13 protein-coding genes are annotated in these 18864 nt (G+C 57.1%); 3 read left to right on the forward strand and 10 right to left on the reverse strand.

The annotated features are described in order from the left end of the window. Window positions 1-120: 120 nt before the first annotated feature. Window positions 121-1881 (reverse strand): methyl-accepting chemotaxis protein, encoded by a 1761-nt coding sequence (locus DFP98_RS22045; RefSeq protein WP_116062782.1) that lies wholly within the window; start codon window positions 1879-1881, stop codon window positions 121-123. A 230-nt stretch (window positions 1882-2111) separates the two neighbouring features. On the opposite strand from DFP98_RS22045, the gene DFP98_RS22050 reads away from it, so the two are divergent. Continuing rightward, window positions 2112-3764 (forward strand): SWIM zinc finger family protein, encoded by a 1653-nt coding sequence (locus tag DFP98_RS22050; protein WP_116062783.1) that lies wholly within the window; start codon window positions 2112-2114, stop codon window positions 3762-3764. Further along, window positions 3764-6745, forward strand: a complete 2982-nt coding sequence (locus DFP98_RS22055; protein ID WP_116062913.1) for a DEAD/DEAH box helicase — start codon at window positions 3764-3766, stop codon at window positions 6743-6745. Before DFP98_RS22050 ends, DFP98_RS22055 begins: the two co-directional genes overlap by 1 nt. Window positions 6746-6756: 11 nt before the next feature. On the opposite strand, the gene DFP98_RS22060 is transcribed toward DFP98_RS22055, so the two are convergent. Both DFP98_RS22060 and DFP98_RS22065 read right to left on the reverse strand, forming a co-directional pair. Beyond that, window positions 6757-7035, reverse strand: a complete 279-nt coding sequence (locus tag DFP98_RS22060; protein ID WP_116062784.1) for a hypothetical protein — start codon at window positions 7033-7035, stop codon at window positions 6757-6759. Between the two features lie 91 nt (window positions 7036-7126). Further along, complete coding sequence (locus DFP98_RS22065) at window positions 7127-7483, reverse strand: LytTR family DNA-binding domain-containing protein (protein WP_116062785.1); 357 nt, start codon at window positions 7481-7483, stop codon at window positions 7127-7129. A 285-nt stretch (window positions 7484-7768) separates the two neighbouring features. Between DFP98_RS22065 and DFP98_RS22070 the strand changes: the two genes are divergently transcribed. Then, on the forward strand, window positions 7769-8074 hold the full coding sequence (locus DFP98_RS22070) for a helix-turn-helix domain-containing protein (protein WP_246016647.1): 306 nt from the start codon (window positions 7769-7771) through the stop codon (window positions 8072-8074). An 88-nt stretch (window positions 8075-8162) separates the two neighbouring features. Here the strand turns inward: DFP98_RS22070 and DFP98_RS22075 are convergent, their stop codons facing one another. The 7 genes from DFP98_RS22075 to DFP98_RS22105 all read right to left on the reverse strand — a co-directional run bounded on the left by DFP98_RS22075 (window position 8163) and on the right by DFP98_RS22105 (window position 18836). Further along, window positions 8163-8780 (reverse strand): hypothetical protein, encoded by a 618-nt coding sequence (locus tag DFP98_RS22075; RefSeq protein ID WP_116062787.1) that lies wholly within the window; start codon window positions 8778-8780, stop codon window positions 8163-8165. Window positions 8781-8795: 15 nt separating this feature from the next. Then, window positions 8796-9527 carry a ZIP family metal transporter gene (locus DFP98_RS22080; protein ID WP_116062788.1) on the reverse strand — a complete coding sequence of 244 codons (732 nt, stop codon included), beginning with the start codon at window positions 9525-9527 and terminating at the stop codon, window positions 8796-8798. A gap of 175 nt (window positions 9528-9702) precedes the next feature. Next, a complete protein-coding gene (locus DFP98_RS22085) occupies window positions 9703-12474 on the reverse strand; it encodes an alpha-mannosidase (protein ID WP_116062789.1) in 2772 nt (923 codons plus the stop codon). Window positions 12475-12493: 19 nt separating this feature from the next. After that, entirely contained in the window at window positions 12494-15595 is a 3102-nt protein-coding gene (locus DFP98_RS22090; RefSeq protein ID WP_116062790.1) for an alpha-amylase family protein, read from the reverse strand. Further along, a complete protein-coding gene (locus DFP98_RS22095; protein WP_116062791.1) occupies window positions 15588-16913 on the reverse strand; it encodes a glycoside hydrolase family 125 protein in 1326 nt (441 codons plus the stop codon). Before DFP98_RS22095 ends, DFP98_RS22090 begins: the two co-directional genes overlap by 8 nt. A gap of 48 nt (window positions 16914-16961) precedes the next feature. After that, the gene (locus DFP98_RS22100; protein WP_116062792.1) at window positions 16962-17876 is read right to left on the reverse strand and encodes a carbohydrate ABC transporter permease; all 915 of its coding nucleotides are present in this window, start codon (window positions 17874-17876) and stop codon (window positions 16962-16964) included. 24 nt (window positions 17877-17900) lie between these two features. Further along, on the reverse strand, window positions 17901-18836 hold the full coding sequence (locus DFP98_RS22105; RefSeq protein WP_116062793.1) for an ABC transporter permease: 936 nt from the start codon (window positions 18834-18836) through the stop codon (window positions 17901-17903). Window positions 18837-18864: the final 28 nt, after the last annotated feature.

An 18864-nucleotide genomic window follows, 5' to 3' on the forward strand; every position in this document is an offset into this window, starting at 1 on the left:
TTCCAACAGCAACCGTAAGGAGATACATCCCCACAAAAACATTCATCGAGATAAAACAAAGGCTGCTCATAAGTCCACTTATGAGACAGCCCCATCCCCACCAATACCATCGGCTCAGCTTCAGCTGATTTTGAAACGGCTGGCGAGCTCCTTCATGTTCGTGGACATTTGGCTCAGCCGTTCGGCGGACGAAGCGATCTCGTCCATCGCCGCCAGTTGTTCCTCGTTCGCCGCCGTGATGGAGCCGGCTGTTTCGGCCGACTTGGCCGAGCCTCCCTCCATCTGCTGCAGCGATGCCGCAACCTCCTGGACGCTGGCGGACATTTGCTCGGCTGCGGCGGAAGCTTCTTCAGCCTGCTCGGCAACTCCGCGCGTCGCTTCGTAGATGCGTGCGAACGCCTCGCCCGTCTGACGGATCGAGGAGATGCCGTACTGCACTTCTCGTTCGCCCTTCGCCATGGAGTCGCCCGCCCTCTCAATGTCGCCGACGATCGCTTCAACCAGCTCCGTCACTTGAACGGCGGATTCGTCGGAGCGCTCAGCCAGTTTGCGGATTTCGCCCGCAACGACGGAGAAGCCTTTGCCGTGCTCGCCCGCGCGGGCCGCTTCGATGGAAGCGTTCAGCGCCAGCAGATTCGTCTGCGCCGATATTTCCCGGATCGCCCGGGAGATGTCGGCGATCTGCTGGGAGCGGTCCCCGAGCTGTCCGACGACTTGACCGATCTCGCCGACCGTATCGTGAATCGTCCCCATTCGCTCGGAGGATTGATCGAGCAGCGCTCGGCCTTCCTCCGCTTGCTTTAACGTCGCCGCGGAGGCTTCGAACGTCATCCCCGCCGAATTCGCGATTCGATCGATGCCGACCGTCATCTCTTCCATCGCGTCGGCCGTTTCTCCGACTCCCTTCGCCTGCGCTTCATTGGCTGCCGCCAATTCGACCAACGATTCGGATGTCCGATGCGCGGCTTTTACCGTATCGCCGATAACGCCCGACAGTTGTCTCGAGGAAGCCGCAAGCGCGTTCGCGCTGAGCAACTGATTGCCCGCCAGCTCTCTTAAGCTGTGCGACAACTGATTAAAAGCGCCGGCCAACCGGCCGATTTCGTCGCGATTGCGGACTGAGAGCCCCTCTTCGGTCAGATCGCCTTGCGACATCCGCTCGGCCAGCTTCGTGATCCGGATGATCGGACGGGAAATATGCTCGCTGAACAGGACGAGCGCCACCATGCCGCCGACCAGGCAGCTGATCAGCGTGATCGCAATGGCCCATAAAATCGCGCGCTGTCCCTCGTTATAGTCTCTCATATAAGAGCCGGCCGCGATGATCCAGCCCCAATTGGAATTGGCCTCGGCATAGACGATTTTGCGAGCTTCCTTGTCCGAATGAGGCAGCGGCCAATCGTAGAAGGTAAAGCCGCCGCCGCCGAGAGCGGAGGTTACGACATCGCGAATATAATAAACGCCGTCGGAGGTCATCTTATCCCAGATGTTTTCCCCTTCCTGGCTCGGATGGGCCAGAAGGGTTCCTTTGTCGTCCAGAACGTAGAAGTATCCGTTTTCGCCTAAATCTATCTTTGTATTGATCGGTCTCGTGTTGTCCGCTCGCTTCTCGCCCAGCAGCATGATCCGCAAGCTCTCTTCGGCTTCCTCGCGCGTAACCGATCCGCTCTTGACGGACTCGTCCAATGCGTTCAACATTTCGTTCGCCATTCTTACGTTGTTTTTCAAGCTTTTCTCGATCAAATCGTTCGTTTCCTCGGAGGCCACCCGGTAAGCGACAACGCCGAGTACGAGAATCGGTACAATCAGCAGAAAGAAACAAACCGCAAACAGCTTTTTTCTAATCGTGAGCATGCGTGAGTATTTAGCATTTTTCGACATATACAAGCCCCCCGACCCAATCTATTAGTTATTTTTACCTACGACACCCTTCAGAACATCATAGCAGAAGATTAGCCAAGCGATTTCTAGTTTCTGATCCGATTTCGGACAAATGTGTGAACGATTCAAAAACCGAACACATGTACGAAAACGAAGGGCATTTACTCCATCGAACGTGTTATACTTAAAGGATAGCTTTCTGATTTCAATGATTCGGGAGACCTTCAAATATGATACCGACCTATGAACTGGACGACGACCAATGGGATCAGCTCGTCCGCGACGTCGCCAAACATTTCGGCGAGGTCACGATCAGCAGAGGCTTCCAATACTTCAAACGAGGCAAAGTCGTGAAGCTGATCCTTCCCGCAGAACGCACGGTGAAAGCCGTCGTCGAGGGAGGCGATCTGCACCATGTCTCGATTAACTTGGACTCCCTCTCGTCAAGCCGCTGCGACTGCCCCGTCGGCTACAACTGCAAGCATATGTTTGCCTCGCTTCTTCGGTATGCCGACATGCACAATCGCCCGGTCCATTCGCTGATTAACGCTAAATCGATTACGGGAGCTTCAGCGCCGCAAGCCCAATCCCGGGCAGCTTCCTACAACGAGGCCAGGCAGCTCGCGGCCAAGAAGGCCGCGGAAGATCTCGCCCTGCTGCAGAAACAAGCCAAACGGATCGCCGAGCTGAGCGTGAAGGAATGGCACGAATGGTTCGAGCTGGCGACCGCGTCGCTCATGCAGAGCTCCCGCAATACGCAATTTATCAACGATGCCTTAGCCGCGATCTACCGGCATAAAACTTCCCTCCCTGCCGATGTCGACGCTTTTTTCCTGCTGCACGCCCATTTCTATGTGCTCGGGAAGCTGACCAAGCAGCCGCAGGACGTATCCGGCTATATGTATTCCTATTTGGCTTTTCACACGCACCATGCCGCTTCCGATCTGCAGGGCAAGATTGCCCAGCGCATCGTCCAGATGGCCAAGACAGCCGTAAGCCCCGGCAACGAATCCAGAGCGAGGCAGACGCTCGATTACTTGCGGCGCGAAATGCTCGCAGAGACGCACGACAGCCGCTACTACCTTCATCATTATCTGCAGGTGTGGAGGGGCTGGTTTCTTCCCTCAACAAATACCGCCGCATCCGCAAACGAGGAAGAAATCGCCCGCATCGACGAGACGGCGAACCAGCTTGAGTTGCCTTCTCCATCCCTTGCCCTGAACGTTGCCCAAGCCGCGCTAAAGACGTATCAAAGAAAAGATGAAGAAGCTTGGGAGCTGCTGCGGGCGGTCGACGAGCAGTCGAACATCCCCGAGGATTTTCTATTGGGTCTGCTTGAGCATCTTACGGAATCCGAAGATTGGCCGAGACTCCCCGACTGGCTGGCGGAAATCGCTCCGCTGCTCAATCTCCGCAGAGCGAACAGTGTGCGCGTATATTCGGAATACTGGGACTTGGCTATGCGTCATCTTCCCGAAGCCGGACCGCAAATGTGGGACAGTCTCGTCTCTCTGCTGCCTCTCACCCGCGAGCTGTACGAGAAGAAGCTAATGGAAACCGGCCAATGGCAGCGATGGATGGATTTCCAGCTCAGCCTGGGCAGCGATCCGCTGGAATTCCGAGTTACCGATCTGGCGCCTATCGACAAGGGCGCGCCGGAAGCGCTGCTTCCTTTTTACCACCAGGCGGTCGAACGCTATGTTCTGCTCAAAAATAGAGACGGCTACAAAACGGCGGTGAAGCTGCTCAAAAGATTGGCTAAGCTGTATAAGAGGCTGAAACGGGAATCGCGCTGGGAGGCCTTTTTCGATGCGTTCGTGGACAGGCACAGCCGCCTGCGCGCGCTTCAGGAGGAGCTTCGGAAAGGAAAGCTGCTGATATGATGCACAACCGGACGGAACGAAAAATATATGTACGCGGCCTGCTCGGAGAATATGGCGACGTGCTGCTCCACGGCTATTACGCAGCCCCCAACGGCTCCGTGTCCGGCATCGCCTTGAAGCACTCCTTATTTGCTTGGCACGAGGCCTCATTCTACGGAACGGAGCTGCTTTTCCATACTTTGGAGGACATCGAAGCTGTCGTTTTGCCATCCGAGATGGTGATCCCGTACTTTGCCGCGCCTAAATTGCTCAACCATATCGAGTGGGAATGGGAAGATGACGCTAAGCGGTTGCTTGAGCTGGCTCCCCTGTTGGCCCGACAAATCGAGGAGAAAAAATACCACCCGAGCTTCGAGGCCCATTTGGCAGACAAGCTGGAGTGGGTATGGGACGAAGATTCTCTATCTTCGGAGGAGCGAGCTTCCCTCGAAGCGGCTGCAACGGACAATGAATTCCTAGTCAAACTTCGCGCGGCATTCTCAGCGGGAGTGTTTAGCACACATTACGGTCTGCCGACGTCGGCGGGCGACCTTCGCCGAGAATACCCGCTGCTCTTCCCGAACAAAAACAAGCTCGACCACGCCGGAATGAGCGAGAACGACTGGCTCGTCTTCATCGGCTGGAAAGCGGACAACGCCCCTTTCCGTCCCGCCATGCAGCTGCTGGAGCCGGGCGAGCAGGAGGACGACTGGCGCATACGGCTCGTTCTTCAGGACAAAGCGGAGGAATCGGCGATCTTCCCGGCGCGTTTGGCCGCGACCGGCGAGCTGCTCGGCACATGGCCCGAGGGATGGTCGTCCTATATCTCCCAGCGTTCCGGGCAATGGCTGGAGCGATTGCTCGCCTTGCTGCCGGACGATCGCTTTAACGGCTCTCCTCGCGATCTATTTGCGGAACCGATGGACGACGAAGCCGCCTGGCGCTTCCTGACGACGGACAGCCAGCGGCTGCTGGCGGCCGGTTGGCAGGTGCTGCTGCCCGCCTGGTGGGAGACGGCCAGCCGCAAGAAGCCGCGCCTGCGCGCCCAAGTCGGCGCCGGCGAAGGAGGCCGCGCCGGCGGGTCGCTGTTCGGACTCGACTCGCTAATCGACTTCAACTGGAGAATCGCCATCGGCGATGTCGATCTGTCGGAGGCGGAATTCGCCGAGCTGGTCGCCAAAGGCGCCAGACTCGTTCGTTTTCGCGGCCAATGGATTCAGCTCGACCCGGCGCTGCTGGCGCAAATTCGCAAGGCGATGTCCTCCGTGGACAGACGCCAAGGTCTCTCGTTCCAGCAAATTCTTCAATTGCATCTGCTTGGCGGCGACGATGGCTGGGACGCGCAGCGAGAGGAGAACGAAGAGGAGCAGGACATTGACTGGGAGCAGCGCATCCGTCTGGAGATTGAGCTGAACGAGCATTTGACGGAGCTGATCGGCCAGCTGACGCAGCAATCGGAGCAGCCGAGACTTCCCGTGCCCCTGGGATTGCGGGCCGAGCTTCGCTCCTATCAGCAGGAAGGATACGCCTGGCTCTCGTTCCTTCGCCAGTTCGGGCTTGGCGCCTGCCTTGCGGACGATATGGGCCTCGGCAAGACGGTACAGCTTATCGCCTACCTGCTGCATATTCAAGAAAGTGCGGCCGGACCCGAACGTCCAATGCCGTCGCTGATCGTCTGCCCGACCTCCGTGCTCGGCAACTGGCAGAAGGAAATCAGCCGCTTCGCCCCTTCGTTGAAGGTGATGCTGCATTACGGAAGCAAACGTCTAAGCGGAGAAGAGTTTACTGAAGCGGCCCGACAGGCGGACATCGTGCTTACGTCGTACGCGACCTGTTCTCTCGATCAAGAGACGCTGCAGGAAGTGATTTGGACCTCGATCAGTCTCGACGAAGCGCAAAATATTAAAAATGCCCAAACGAAGCAATCGCTCGTCGTGAGAAGCCTGCAGGCCAGACATCGCATCGCGCTAACCGGAACGCCGATCGAGAATCGGTTGTCCGAGCTGTGGTCGCTGTACGATTTCATCAATCCCGGCTACCTGGGCAGCTCGCGCGAGTTCCAGCAACGCTTCGCGGTGGCGGTGGAGAAGGACAGGGACGAGCAAAGCACGGCCAGCCTGCAGAAGCTGATCAAGCCGTTTATGCTGCGGCGCAAGAAGAAGGACCCGGCTATTCAGCTGGATCTGCCGGACAAAAACGAAATGAAAACCTATGTTCATCTGACCGCGGAGCAAGGCGCTCTGTACGAGCAGACGGTGAACGAGCTGATGGAGAAAATGAAGATGCTGGAGGGGATCGAGCGCAAGGGAGCGATTCTGGCCGCACTGACCCGGCTCAAGCAGCTGTGCGATCATCCGCTGCTGCTGACGAAGGAAGCCGTGCCCGAAGCCCCTTCTTCCGAAGAGAAGCCGCTTGATATCGATGCGCTCGTCGGACGCTCCTCCAAGCTGGAACGGTTGCTGGCTATGGTCAAGGAGCTTCGCGAAGAGGGCGACCGCTGCCTGATTTTCACGCAATATATCGGCATGGGCAACATGCTGAGGCGGGTTTTGGAGCAGGAATTGGCAGAGCCCGTCCTCTACCTGAACGGCAGCACGCCCAAAACGACGAGAGACCGCATGATCGAGCAGTTCCAGTCGGCAGTCGCGGAACCTTCTTCTTCGGAAGAGAACCGCCCCGGCGTTTTCGTACTCTCGTTAAAGGCCGGCGGAGTAGGACTGAATCTAACGGCAGCGAACCACGTCTTCCATTTCGACAGATGGTGGAATCCCGCGGTCGAGAACCAGGCGACGGACCGCGCCTATCGGATGGGCCAGACGCGGGACGTGCAGGTGCACAAATTTATCGCGCTTGGCACGCTGGAGGAGAAAATCGACGAGATGCTGGAAAGCAAACAACAGCTCAGCGATAATGTCGTCTCCTCTTCCGAGGGATGGATCACCGAGCTGTCGACGGAGGAATTGCAGGATTTGTTTACTTTGCGGCGCGACCTCGTCGGATGACGGCGGACGATCTAGAGGTGCCGCTGCAGCTCCGCTTTCCGAATGAGCCTGCGCGCCACGACGCTGCCACCGATCATTAAGGAGGAACAACAAAACAGGCCTACGGCCGCCACCGTTCGTTCGTCGGCGCCGAGGCCGGCCGCCACGGAACCGCCGGTTACGCCGCACGCGATTCCCAGCACGGCCGACAGCACGCCCAGCGCTTTGCCCACTGGGGACAAAGCGCCGATGGCGAGCGTCGTTAAGCAAGCCAGAGAGGCCAACCCCGCCGATAACAGCAATAAGACCATACGATCACCCCGTCTAGTATATGAATTCCTTACTAGAATGGTCATGAATCGCACTCGCTAAACCGCCTATCGGCTCTTTCTCTCTTAAGGATTACTCCTCGTCCCTTTTCACTTCGTTCAAGCTTTTCAAATATTGTTTAATTTGCTTCTGGGCCTTGCCCGACACGGGCGTAATCACCTCTCCGTTTCTCGTGCGCAGCTTGACGATATTCAAAATCCCATCAAAAGCTTCTACGCGCTCCGGGTGAATCAGCGTTCCGCGATCCGTCCGTACGAACCCGGATTCCTCCAGCAAGTCGGACAATTCTTTAATCGTAGATATCATTTTATACTCGTCGTCATAGGAATAAATGGTCAGTTTTCCCTCTCCGTTCGTCTGTAAATAGACAATCTCCTTCACGTCCAGCAAGCGATGTTCCCCACTTGAGCTCAGCAACGGCAGCAGCATCCGTCTCCCCCCTTCCTGGCAGCTTGTTGCGCATAAGATTCTTCGGTACGGAGATGATACTCATTAATCGTATTAAATATGAAAAAAAGAACTGAATGTCTTGATTATAGCTTTAAATGCGATTTATGAATACTAATTTTATAATAACTGTATCTTTCTACCGATTCATTACCTCTCTCCTCTTTTCTACACTGATAAGGAATGAATGAGAGGTGTGAACGATTGGCGAACGAGATTCTTAAGCTAGTCGGCCAACGCATACGGAGCCTGCGCAAGGAACGGGGAATGTCGCAGGAGCAGCTTGGAGAAAAGGGCGGCTTCCATTACTCCTATATTGGACAAATCGAACGGGGCGAGAAAAATGTTGCTCTGCTGAATCTGGCTAAAATCTCCGCAGCGCTGGAGGTTAGCTTGTCGCAGTTGTTCACTTATGTGGACGGGGAAGAGAAACGCACCGACTCGGAAAACGATCTTCAGGAAATCTTGTCGGCGCTGCGCTACCAGAAGCCCGATCAGGTTCGGTTGGTTCGCAATGTCGTACGGGAAATTCTCGGCGAAGGCGACCGCTATACGACGAACAAGCCGAATTAGGATTGGCTTTGTGCCTTCATCCTGACTGCAGGCAACAATAAAAGGCTTTCACCGCCTTGCTTCAAGCGGTGAAAGCCTTTTTTATAAGTTAATCCGATTTGGCATAGCGCAATATCGCGACAGCAGCCCGTTCTCGTCGGTCGGGATTATCGCTGCGAAGCGCCGCCTTAAGCACCGCCAGCGCCTCCGCGATCGTCTCGCGATCGACTTGCGGCAAGTCGCCGTCAGACGGCTTATTTTCGAGCTGCGGGGCCAGCCATCGATCCAGCTGCGCTAACTGCGACGGATAAGCGAACAGCTTGAGCAGTCCGGGGGCATCCAGCGTGCCCTGCACGAGATCGTTCAGCTCCGAGCGGGGAATCCGACGCAGCCACGTCACTCCGCGGCGATGACAGGTTCCGTCCTCGCCGGTGTCGGACGACTCGACATAGAAGTAATCCCCGACATCGCCGATCATCACCGTGTCTCCATTTTCCAGCAACACATAATCGCCGTCCTGCACGCCGTTTACGAATAGATCGATTTCCGCCGCCTCGCGTCCCCGCTCCGCAAACCCGCCGTCAGCCAATCTTGTCTCTATTTCGTGCCGGTCCGCACCTTCCAAATCGCCGATCCCCGGGTATCCGATGCTGACATAGTTGTCCTCAAGAAATTGTTTAACCTTTCCCTCAAGAGCCGGAATCGGCCGCAAACTATAGATTTTCATTCGCCGCGTCTCCCCTTATCCGAACCACTGGCTAATATACAGCATGATCAGCAGCCCCAAAATAAACGAGTAGGTCGAAACCCTTTCATACCCGTGCCCATGGCTTTCCGGAATGAGTTCCTTATAGGAGATAAACAGCATCGCTCCTGCGGCGAAAGCCAGCCCGTAACCGATCATCCCCTGAATGCCGCTTGCCGTAAAATAACCGATAACCGCCGAGACGGCCTCCATCAAGCCGGTGAAAAAAACGATGGCGAACGATCGCAGCTTGCTGACTTTCGAGTTGATGAGAAATACGGCGAGGATAAGCCCTTCCGGCATGTTCTGAGCTCCGATCGAGATCGCCACCATCGGCCCTAGGCCATCGTTTTGACTGGCATAGCTAAAGCCCGTGCTCAGGCCTTCGGGAATGTTATGTATGAACAGCGCGATAATGACCAGCAGCGATTTCGAGTCGAAGGAGCTGACGCGGCTGTCGTTCTCGACGTCGATATGAGGGATGTTTTTCTCGATCAAATCGAGCACGACGACTCCGACCAACAGCCCGATCGTCAGTCCCAAAATGCCCGATTCCTTGATCGCCTGCGGCATAAGTCCGAACGCCGAGGCCGACACCATGATGCCTGCGGTAAACGCGATCAGAATATCCTTCCACTTCTCGGACAATCTGCGAATGAAAAAGATGGGAGCGGCCCCAACTACAGTAGCCATCGCCGAAATAAAGCTCCCCAGCAAAGCGGATTCCAAAACCGGATACACCCTTCCTGCCGATTACGTATGTGTCTTTTGATTCTAATTTGAAACGACCGGTATTGCAATGACCGCTTGCAGTTCCGAACCGCCGACCTATTCACGCACCTAAAAAACAGAGGGCCATCCCCCGGTCATCTCCTGACCGAAAGGGATAGCCCCCATAGCAAGCTTATTCAGATTGCGTAACGCCTAACGTGTAGATCTCGCATTTGCCGAGGCGAGCTTTCAGCGGCTCGTCGCGGTCGGCCGGCGTAACGTCCTCGCCTGCCTGTTCAAGCACATCGCTCTTATAGATGCGAGAGAAATCTCCTGTCATGTAGACGCTCAGCTCGCCTTCCGCCGGCTGCATGTTGTACCAGCGCAGCATCAGATCGCCGCTCTCCTCCGCAAGCTTCATCGATGAGAACGCGATGCCTTCGCCCTCCCAGTAAAGCGGCGCATTGATCGCAGCCAGCTTGCCGTCATGAATGTCGGTTTGGACAGCCGTCCACGGCACCTGGAACTGGTAGGCCAGCGCGAACGCTCCCGCGGCCGCCCCGTCGCCGGAATGCGTAATAATCGTCAGCTCGACCGTATGCTCGCCGAGACATTGCGCTTCCGGCGTCGGGAAGACGCCCCAGTCGCCAAGCTCGGACACCGAGCGCAGCAGCGTCACCGCAATCGTGTTGCGCCCGTCGCGCAGCACCTCGTACTCGTTCAGCCCGCGATTGGCGACCGTCAGGCCACGCGAGCCGTCGCTGACGTCGGCGAACGCTTGCTGATGCTGCGTGTTGCTCGGGTTTTGCCACTCCGCGGACGGCTCGCTGGCGCGCACCGCCACTTCGAAGATCGCATCCGCGCGATGCTCGTTGGCCTGCAGATCGGTCGGGAACAGCGCGCGCACGCGATGATCCTTCGCCTGATTGTTGAACGTCGCCCGCACTCCGACGCCTTTGCCGTCACGCTCCAAGCTGACGACTGTGCGAATAATCATCGGTACGGTATGCTCCACCCGCTGCGCCTTGCGCTCCGGATAGTAGACCGCCTCCCGCTTTTCCTGCTCGAACAGCTCGTCCGCCGAAGCCGGAACCGCCCAATCGTGCACGATTTCGATCGAAGCGCGATACGGCGTATTTTCCAGCACCGTAATTTCCGCCGCCAGTCCTTTGGTCGTCAGCGGAGTCTCGCCATTCGGCTGCTTGTACATGTACTCGTTGCCGATGTCGCCCGTATCCTCGTAGACGAGCAGGTCGCGGTACACGCCGCCTGTCGCCTTGTCCGTCAACGCCAGCGAGCCGTCATCCGCGATCTCGACGCGCAGATGCTCGTTCTCCAGCACGCGGCTTCCGGACACCAACGCCGAAGCCGTCGCAGCTTCCGGCGCAACGCCGGCCTGAGCAGCCGCAGAGCCGTCCGCCCAAGCATAGGCTTTATGCCCAAGCGCAGGGACGCGATCGGCTTCGAGCACCAGCTTCACCCGACGCGCCCAGTAAGGCTGACGGAACTTGTCGTTCGGCAGATCGTAGCCGAATTGCAGACCAAGATCCTCCATCGTATGCGCGATCGTGCGGCCTTCCGCATCGACAACGATGCGACCCGAAATATCCACCGCGTTCATGCGGCGGATCATCTCGTCCATCGCCACGCCGTCGCGGAAATAAATCCGTTCCGCGTCCAGCTCGATCTCTACCGTGCCGCCGCGCTCCCAGCCCGTCGTGTTGAACACGACGAACGGCACCGCACCGGCTCCATAGGCGGCAAACTCCGACGTATCGATCGCCTCGGCCAGCGCCTTCGCGCTCGCTTCCACAATCGTCTCGGCAATGTGCCGGCTCTTATCGAACCTCGTCACCATCTCGCGGTGAACCTCGTCCACGCTGCATCCGCAAATGCTGTCGTGCGGATGGTTTTGCATCAGCGTTTTCCACGCATAGGTGAACAGATGGTGCGGATAAGCCGCGCCAATCGCTGTAGCAGCGTAAGCGGCCAAAGGCTCGGCGACTTTCTCCAGCATCGCCTGCCCGAGCTGGTTCATCTGCTTCAAGTACACGCGCGCGGAAGCGGTGTTGACCAGCGTCGACCAGCCGTCCGTGCGCTGGCTGCGCAGCTCGCCCTTCACCACCGACAGCTCGGAGCTAAGCGCTCCCTCGACCGAAGCCAAATAATCCGCGAAGTTGGAGTGAACAAAGTCGGTGTTCGGGTACAGCTCGCGGGCAACGCGAATCGCCTCCGGCAGGTCGGTCTGAATCGGCTGGTGGTCGCAGCCGTTCATATACAGCAGCTCGCCGGTAGACGCATATTTGCCTGCGTCGGCCAGCTTGCGTTCCCAGTAATCCCGAGCTTCCGTCGGATCGACCGGAACCTCGTTGCCGTTGCTGTACCAGTTGGCGAACAGAATGCCAAGCACGCGCGACCCGTCCGGACCTTCCCAGATCAGCTCGGAGAACGACGATTCATAATCGGAATCGGCGACCGTGTTATTGAAGCCCGTCGGCTTGACGCCGCGGCCAAAAATCGCGTTGCCGATGCCCGCCTGCCGCATCAGCTGCGGAGCCTGTCCCATGTTGCCGAACGTATCGGGGAAGTAGCCGACCTTGGAGATCGTGCCGTAACGTCCCGCATCCTGGTGCCCGATCTGCAGGTTGCGCACATTGGCTTCGCTGCTCGTCAGAAACGCGTCCTGCAATATATACCACGGCCCGATATGAATGCGGCCTTCATGAATCAGCTTCTCCAGCCGTTCCCGGCGGTCGGGGCGAACCTGCAAATAATCTTCCAGGATAATCGTCTGACCGTCGAGAAAAAAGCTGCGATACTCGGGATTGCTCTCGAGCGTATCCATCAGCGTGTCCATCAGCTCGATCAACCGGACGTGATGCTTCTCATAAGGCAAATACCATTCGCGGTCCCAATGGGTATGCGAGATAATATGCGCCGTTCTTCTGTTCGTGTTGTTTGTCATGCCGCAAGCTCCTTACCGTTTAGACATTTGCGGTTACGCGCACTTCCTCCGGCCGGTAGACGGATACGATCCGTCCTTCTCCGTCGGTTGCGAACAGCACCGCTCTTTCCCGTTCCACTTTGAAGGCGTACGAAACTCCCGTAAGCGTATCTCGAACTTGAACCGACGTATCGTAAGCGTACTCCGAGACGAAAACGAACAGCGAGCCGTCCCCGAATTTCAACCGCCGACCGTATACGCCCGGCAGATCGCCTTCGAGCCATTCCAAAGCGGCTTCATATCCGGACGCTTTCAGCGCGTAGGCATACAAAGCCGCAATCGGCTCCGAACGCTCGTTCAATTCTATCGGCAGCGGACACCAGATCAGCTGTCCTTTGCCGTAAGCCGCAGCCACGACTGCATCTGCCGCTACGATATCTCCTCCGACCGCGCTCTCTTTGCACACTTCGGCGATACGGCGATTGCCGTAGGATACCGGATACAGCTTGTCTCCGATCAATAGCCGCTCCTCGCGAACGACGTTGCCCAGCTTCCGCTGACCGAACGTATCTGCAAGCCGGTCGACTGGCCGCCAGTAAGCGTCGATGCCGAGCGGTCCCGTGTACAGCAGCGTCGCTCCGGTGCGAGCCACGTAGTCGAGCAGCTCCGCGAAAGCCTTGTCGTCCACGTTATGCGCCGAAGGCACGATGACGAGCTTGGCCGGAGCCGCTTCCAGCTCGTGCAGATGATACTCCGACACGCCGCGGAACGGTACATTCAATTCATAGCCAAGCACCCGGGTCAGCCGAGTCGTTGCTTCGAAGGCCAGCTTGCGGTTCGAGAAATCGTTGGAGTACGGGAATACGACAGCGACATCCTCCAGCTCCCGATCCCGGAACAAACGACCGGCTTCCGCCATAAAGCTGCCGAAGCGATAGGAGACGTCCGCTTCCGGCTTCTCCGTTCCGTCGGCACGCAGCGCGCCGATATGCGACTCATTGGCGTTGTCCATGTAGAAATTCGTATTCCAGATCCAGTGGATGGCGCCCGCCCCGCCCGTTGCGAAAGCATAGGCGTACTTGCGCTCCAGCATGGCGCGCAATTCTTCCTCGCTGCGCTTGGCCAAGCCTTCCGGCGTCTCCACGTACATGATGCCCGTTTCCTGAACGACATTCGGCTTATAGGCCGTTTTGGCAAAAATGCCGTCCCACAGCAGATGGTCGTTCAGCCACCAGCTATGCACCGTCGTATAGTCCGCCGCTTCCTGGTAGAAGAACGGCGAAGGCCGCTGCGCTCCAAGCGCCTCGTCCTGGCCGACCGTAACGAGCTGGTTCGGACATTCGTCCTTGATCGCATCGTACAGTTCCTTCGCCCAGCGATTGTGCATGTCCATCGAGAACAGCACGTAGTCCAGCCAGCGCGTGCCCCTTTTGCCCGAATGCATATCCTGCACGTCGAAGTTGATCTCTCCCGGCTCAGGGAGGGTCGCAGCCGCGAAATTCGGCAGCTCGGCCGGCGTCATGCCCCAGTGCTCGCGCAGCTCTTCGATGGAGCCGTGACGCTTGGCCAGCCATTCCGCATATGCCGCCTTCTCGAATTCGTCGTGACAGGACCGAGGCCCGCTTGAAAAAATACGCTCCGGATCAAACATCGAAGGCTCGTTGATCAAATCCCAATCGATGTTCGCCGTCTCTTTGTGGCGGCTGACGATCGCGCGGATAAAGCGCTTCTGCGCCTCCACGCTGCGCGGATCGAGAAACGGGTTTTTCCCTTCCCACGTCTCCGGCGTGAAAGAGAAAAACGTAAACGTCAGCTGCAAATCGTTTTTCTTAGCCGTCATAATGAAGGTATCGATGGCCCGCAGCACTTCCTCCGAAGCATGTCCGTCCACCTGCATAATATTGCGGTAAGCGGTCCAGATGCCGGTGCGAATCCAGTTGATGCCGGCTTTGCGCATTTGCGCCATATCCTTGTCCCATACCGCGGCATTCGGCAAAAACAAAAATTTACGAGCGACATCGGACGTCATATACGTCATGCCGACAACCGGCATCGGTTGCCCGTCTTTCTCGAAATAGTCCCTGCCGGCGCGAATCGGGCTGCCCGACTTCAGCAGTTCCGCATCCGCCCCCCAGAAGCCCTGGCGCAGCGTGCGCCGCTCGCCGTCGGAGGCTTCCGCCTCGCACACGACGGCGTAGAAGCCGCCCTCCAGATCGATCGGCAGCGGAATGCGCTGCGCGCGGAACCCGTCCCCAACCGTTGCCGTCAATCGCTCCTCATGCACGATCTTTCCGTCCGACTCTCGCACGACCCGCAGCCCAAACGTCCACTCGCGAGCCTGTCCGCCGCGTCCAAGCTTCTGAGCCTGAAGCGTCAGCATCGGCCGCTCGTGCAGCTCGTAGGAAGCGTAGTTCGGCTTCACCCACAGCTCGGTAACGCCCGCCGCGCAGAACGAAGCCCATTGCGCCAATGCCGCAAAGCCGCCGGATTCGGCGAAGGTATGCCCAAGCGGCTGGTTGACGAACAGCCAGCGTCCGCCGGCGAATTCGCCTCTCATGTTCTCCCACAGCACGACGGGGGCGGCCACTTCCCGCTCTTCGGACGAGATGCCCTTGACCAGCGGGTAAATCATGGCGTCCATCGGACCGGCCGAACCCATCTGGTGCGGCAGGTCGCTCGATTTGGTTACGTGCGGCACGAGGTTCCACGTATCCGCAACGTCCAGCAGCGCCTCGCTACCCCGGAACAACGGCAGATCGCCCGCCGCTTCCAGCTTCGCGACAGGCGCTGATTGAACCGGCAGCATCTCGTGAATGCGGAGCTGCCGATGGTATGCGGTTTGTTCGGCGCCGACCCGCCACTCGCCGTCCGCCAAGCGAACCGGGCGTCGGAACGGCGCGCCGCCGGCGCTGACCAGACCGCCGCCCCGTTTCAGGTAGGCGAGGATGGCTTCCCAAGCGTCGGCCGGAAAATAAGGAGCATGCAGCGTAACGAAGCTGCCACCATCCGAGCTGTCGAGCAGCTCCGGCAGGCCGGCTGCGTCCGCTACCGTGCCCAGCTCCCGCAAGCGCTCCAAAGCTTCGCTTCCGAGCGCGGCCGCGCCCGGGAACGAAGGATCGTAAAAAATTATCGTATTAGTCATCCAGCAATCCCGCCTTCATCGCCTTATAGACAAGCTGAGAAAACAGACTGTTCGACCACGCGAACCATTTTCTCGTAAATTGGTTCGGATCGTCGGCATGGAAGCCTTCGTGCATATAACCTGTATCTGCGTCCGTAGCTTCCAGCAAAGCGATCATTTCCAGCTTTTCTTCCGCCGTTTGAGCCGTCAGCCCCTGCATGGACAGCGCCATATGCCAGATATAATCCGGCGGCGTATGCGGACTGCCGATGCCTTTGGCGACTTTGCCTTCGTAGTAGAACGGATTTTCTTTGCTCAGCGCAAAACGCCGCGTATTCTGATAGATCGGATCGTCCTCCGACACATAGCCCAAATAAGAAATCGAGATCAGTCCAGGCGTGCCCGCGTCGTCCATCAGACAGTAGTTGCCGAAACCGTCCGTCTCATATGCGTAGATCGGACCGAACTGCGGATGCCGGTAAATGCCGTACAGTTGAATGCCGTGATTCACTTCGCGCTCCAGCTTCGCCATCTCCTGCTCGAACGACAGGTCGCGGAATACGAACTCGGCGATTTCCCTCATTTGACGCAGCGTAACGACGAGGAACATGTTGTCCGGAATGTTGTAATGGAAATCGCAAGCGTCGTCGCTCGGACGGAAGCCGGACCAGACCATGCCCGTATAATTGATCGGCATGCCCAATCCGTCGTTCATCAGCGAATCGGTCGGAATGCCGTTATTGCGCTCGAAGCGGTAAGGAGATTGCTCGAAATGGCGCTTCTCTCTTTTCCACAGATCGACGGCCGTCCGCATCGCCTTCTTGAACTCGGAATCGAAAATGTCCGCCAGTCCCGTCTCCTTCCAATAAGCATAAGCCAGCCGCATCGAGAAGCAGATCGAGTCGAGCTCGAACTTGCGCTCCCATACCCATGGCGACGCGTCCGTAACGTCGTCCGCGTTCCAGTGCCAATCGTTATCCATTTCATTAAACGCATTGGCGTAAGGGTCAATCTGAATCAGCTTCATGTGCTGCTTGATCAGGCCGGAAATAATCCGCTGCAGGTCGGCGTCATCCTTAGCCAGCGGCACGTAGTGCATCACTTGCTCAACGGAGTCGCGCAGCCACATGGCCGGGATGTCTCCGGTGATGACGAACGTCGTGCCGTCGTCCTGCAGCTTGGTCGTTGTCTCCAGCGTATTCGGGAAACAGTTCTTGAACAGCTTCAGCAGTTTAGGACGGTGAGCCAATTTTTGCTCCGCTTCAGCGAGTACCTCTTGCACCGCGCTGGGCAGCTCCAGCTTGGGCATAGCGATTTTGGGCAGTCGAAATTGTTCCATAGGTGTATGAATCCCTCCATAGCAGTAACATTTCTTCACACAGAGGCGTTATTCCTTCACAGCGCCTACAGTCAAGCCTTGAATAAAATAACGTTGGAAAAACGGATAAGCCAGAACGATCGGGCCGGTAGCCAGTACGACCATCGCCATCCGCGAGGTATCCTGAGGCATCGATTGCAGTACGCCTATGCCGATCGACGGATTGCTCGAATTTTGCAAAATAAACTGCATGCTGTTCTCGATCCGCATCAACATCGATTGCAGCGGAACGATGCTCGGGTCCTCAATGTAGAGCAAGGCGTTAAACCAGTCGTTCCAGTAGCCCAGCGTGCTGAATAGGGCGATCGTCGCAAGACCGGGCAAAGCCAGAGGAATGACGAGCCGGAGGAAAATGCCGAACTCCCCCGCGCCGTCGATCCGTCCCGATTCGATAATCGCGTCGGGAATCATCGTGGAGAAAAACGTCCGCATGATCATGATGTAGAAGGCGTTGACCGCCAGCGGCATAATCAGCGCCCAGATCGAGTTTTGCAAGCCGAGCAGCTTGGTCGTCACGATATAGGTCGGCACAAGCCCCCCGTTAAACAGCATCGTGAAAAACGCGAAAAACGAGAAGAACGTTCTGTACTTAAAGCTCTTGCGCGAGATCGCATAAGCGAACAGCGAGATGAAGATGAGGCTAAGCACCGTTCCAACGATGGTAACGAAGACCGTTACCCCGTAAGAACGCAGCAGTTGATCTCCCGCCTTGAAAATATATTTGTAAGCTTCGAGGCTCCATTTTTCCGGAAACAAGGAGTAGCCGTTCCGCGCCAGCGTCTTCTCGTCGGTGAACGACAGAATGACGATGAACAGAAACGGGAACACGCAGGCAAGCGAGAACAAGCCGGCGATCAAATTAAACGTAACGTTCAAGACTGGGCTAAGCCGGTGAAAATCGCGGGATTTCGCCAAAGAGGCCATAAGAGTTGCTCCTTTCTGCGCAAATTAGAAGAGCGCGTTGTCCTTGTTGAACTTGCGGACAATGTAGTTGGAGGTGATGACGAGCACGAAGCCGACCAGCGATTGATACAGTCCCGCCGCCGTGCTCATGCCGATCTCCCCGGTCGTCTTCAGACCGCGATAGACGTAAGTGTCGATAACGTTGGTGACGGAATAGAGCGTTCCGGAATCCCGCGTCACTTGGTAGAACAGACCGAAATCCGCGTAGAAAATGCGGCCGATCGCCAGCAGCGTCAAAATCGTCATCAGCGGCGTCAGCATCGGAATCGTAATGTTGCGGATTTGCTGCCACTTGTTCGCTCCGTCGATCATCGCCGCCTCGTACAGCGACTTGTCGATACCCATAATGGCGGCGAGATAGATGACGCTGTTGTAGCCGAGCGATTTCCACGTAAAGACGAGCACGAGAATTAACGGCCAGTATGCCGGCTCGGAATACCACTGTACCGGGTCGGCCCCGAAGGCGGTAGCAATCCGGTTGACCATACCGCGATCGAAGCTGAGGAAGCTATATACGAAATAACCGACGATAACCCAGGACAGGAAGTACGGAAGGAACATCCCGGTCTGGTACCATTTCGCCAGTCTTTTGTTTGCGATTTCGGACAGAACGATCGCCATCGCAACGGCCAGAACGAGGCCGATGAAGATGAAAACCGCATTATAGAGAATCGTGTTGCGCGTAATAATGTAAGCGTCGTCGGTGCGGAACAGAAACTTGAAATTGTCGAAGCCGACCCATTTGCTGTTGATAATGCTGGACAGGAAGTTGCCGCTGAAACGGTATTCCTTAAACGAAATGATTGTTCCGAGCATCGGTAAGTAAGAAAAGCAGATAAACCATACGGTGGCGGGCAGGACCATCAGCAGCAACGCTCTGTTGCGGTTGACGTCTTTTAAATGGCGCCTTAAGGCTTTCATGAACAATCCCCCTTGCGCTGTAGAATAC

Origin of the sequence: Cohnella phaseoli (genome assembly GCF_003386235.1) — a bacterium.
GTDB classification, from domain to species: domain Bacteria; phylum Bacillota; class Bacilli; order Paenibacillales; family Paenibacillaceae; genus Cohnella; species Cohnella phaseoli.

Excerpts from the sequence above, each read along its gene's own strand:
- DFP98_RS22050 (WP_116062783.1), top strand. The coding sequence starts at position 2,112 with ATGATACCGACCTATGAACTGGACGACGACCAATGGGATCAGCTCGTC.
- DFP98_RS22045 (WP_116062782.1), bottom strand. The coding sequence starts at position 1,881 with ATGTCGAAAAATGCTAAATACTCACGCATGCTCACGATTAGAAAAAAG.
- DFP98_RS22105 (WP_116062793.1), bottom strand. The coding sequence starts at position 18,836 with ATGAAAGCCTTAAGGCGCCATTTAAAAGACGTCAACCGCAACAGAGCG.
- DFP98_RS22060 (WP_116062784.1), bottom strand. The coding sequence starts at position 7,035 with ATGGTCTTATTGCTGTTATCGGCGGGGTTGGCCTCTCTGGCTTGCTTA.
- DFP98_RS22075 (WP_116062787.1), bottom strand. The coding sequence starts at position 8,780 with ATGAAAATCTATAGTTTGCGGCCGATTCCGGCTCTTGAGGGAAAGGTT.
- DFP98_RS22065 (WP_116062785.1), bottom strand. The coding sequence starts at position 7,483 with ATGCTGCTGCCGTTGCTGAGCTCAAGTGGGGAACATCGCTTGCTGGAC.
- DFP98_RS22085 (WP_116062789.1), bottom strand. The coding sequence starts at position 12,474 with ATGACAAACAACACGAACAGAAGAACGGCGCATATTATCTCGCATACC.
- DFP98_RS22055 (WP_116062913.1), top strand. The coding sequence starts at position 3,764 with ATGCACAACCGGACGGAACGAAAAATATATGTACGCGGCCTGCTCGGA.
- DFP98_RS22090 (WP_116062790.1), bottom strand. The coding sequence starts at position 15,595 with ATGACTAATACGATAATTTTTTACGATCCTTCGTTCCCGGGCGCGGCC.
- DFP98_RS22095 (WP_116062791.1), bottom strand. The coding sequence starts at position 16,913 with ATGGAACAATTTCGACTGCCCAAAATCGCTATGCCCAAGCTGGAGCTG.
- DFP98_RS22100 (WP_116062792.1), bottom strand. The coding sequence starts at position 17,876 with ATGGCCTCTTTGGCGAAATCCCGCGATTTTCACCGGCTTAGCCCAGTC.
- DFP98_RS22070 (WP_246016647.1), top strand. The coding sequence starts at position 7,769 with ATGTCGCAGGAGCAGCTTGGAGAAAAGGGCGGCTTCCATTACTCCTAT.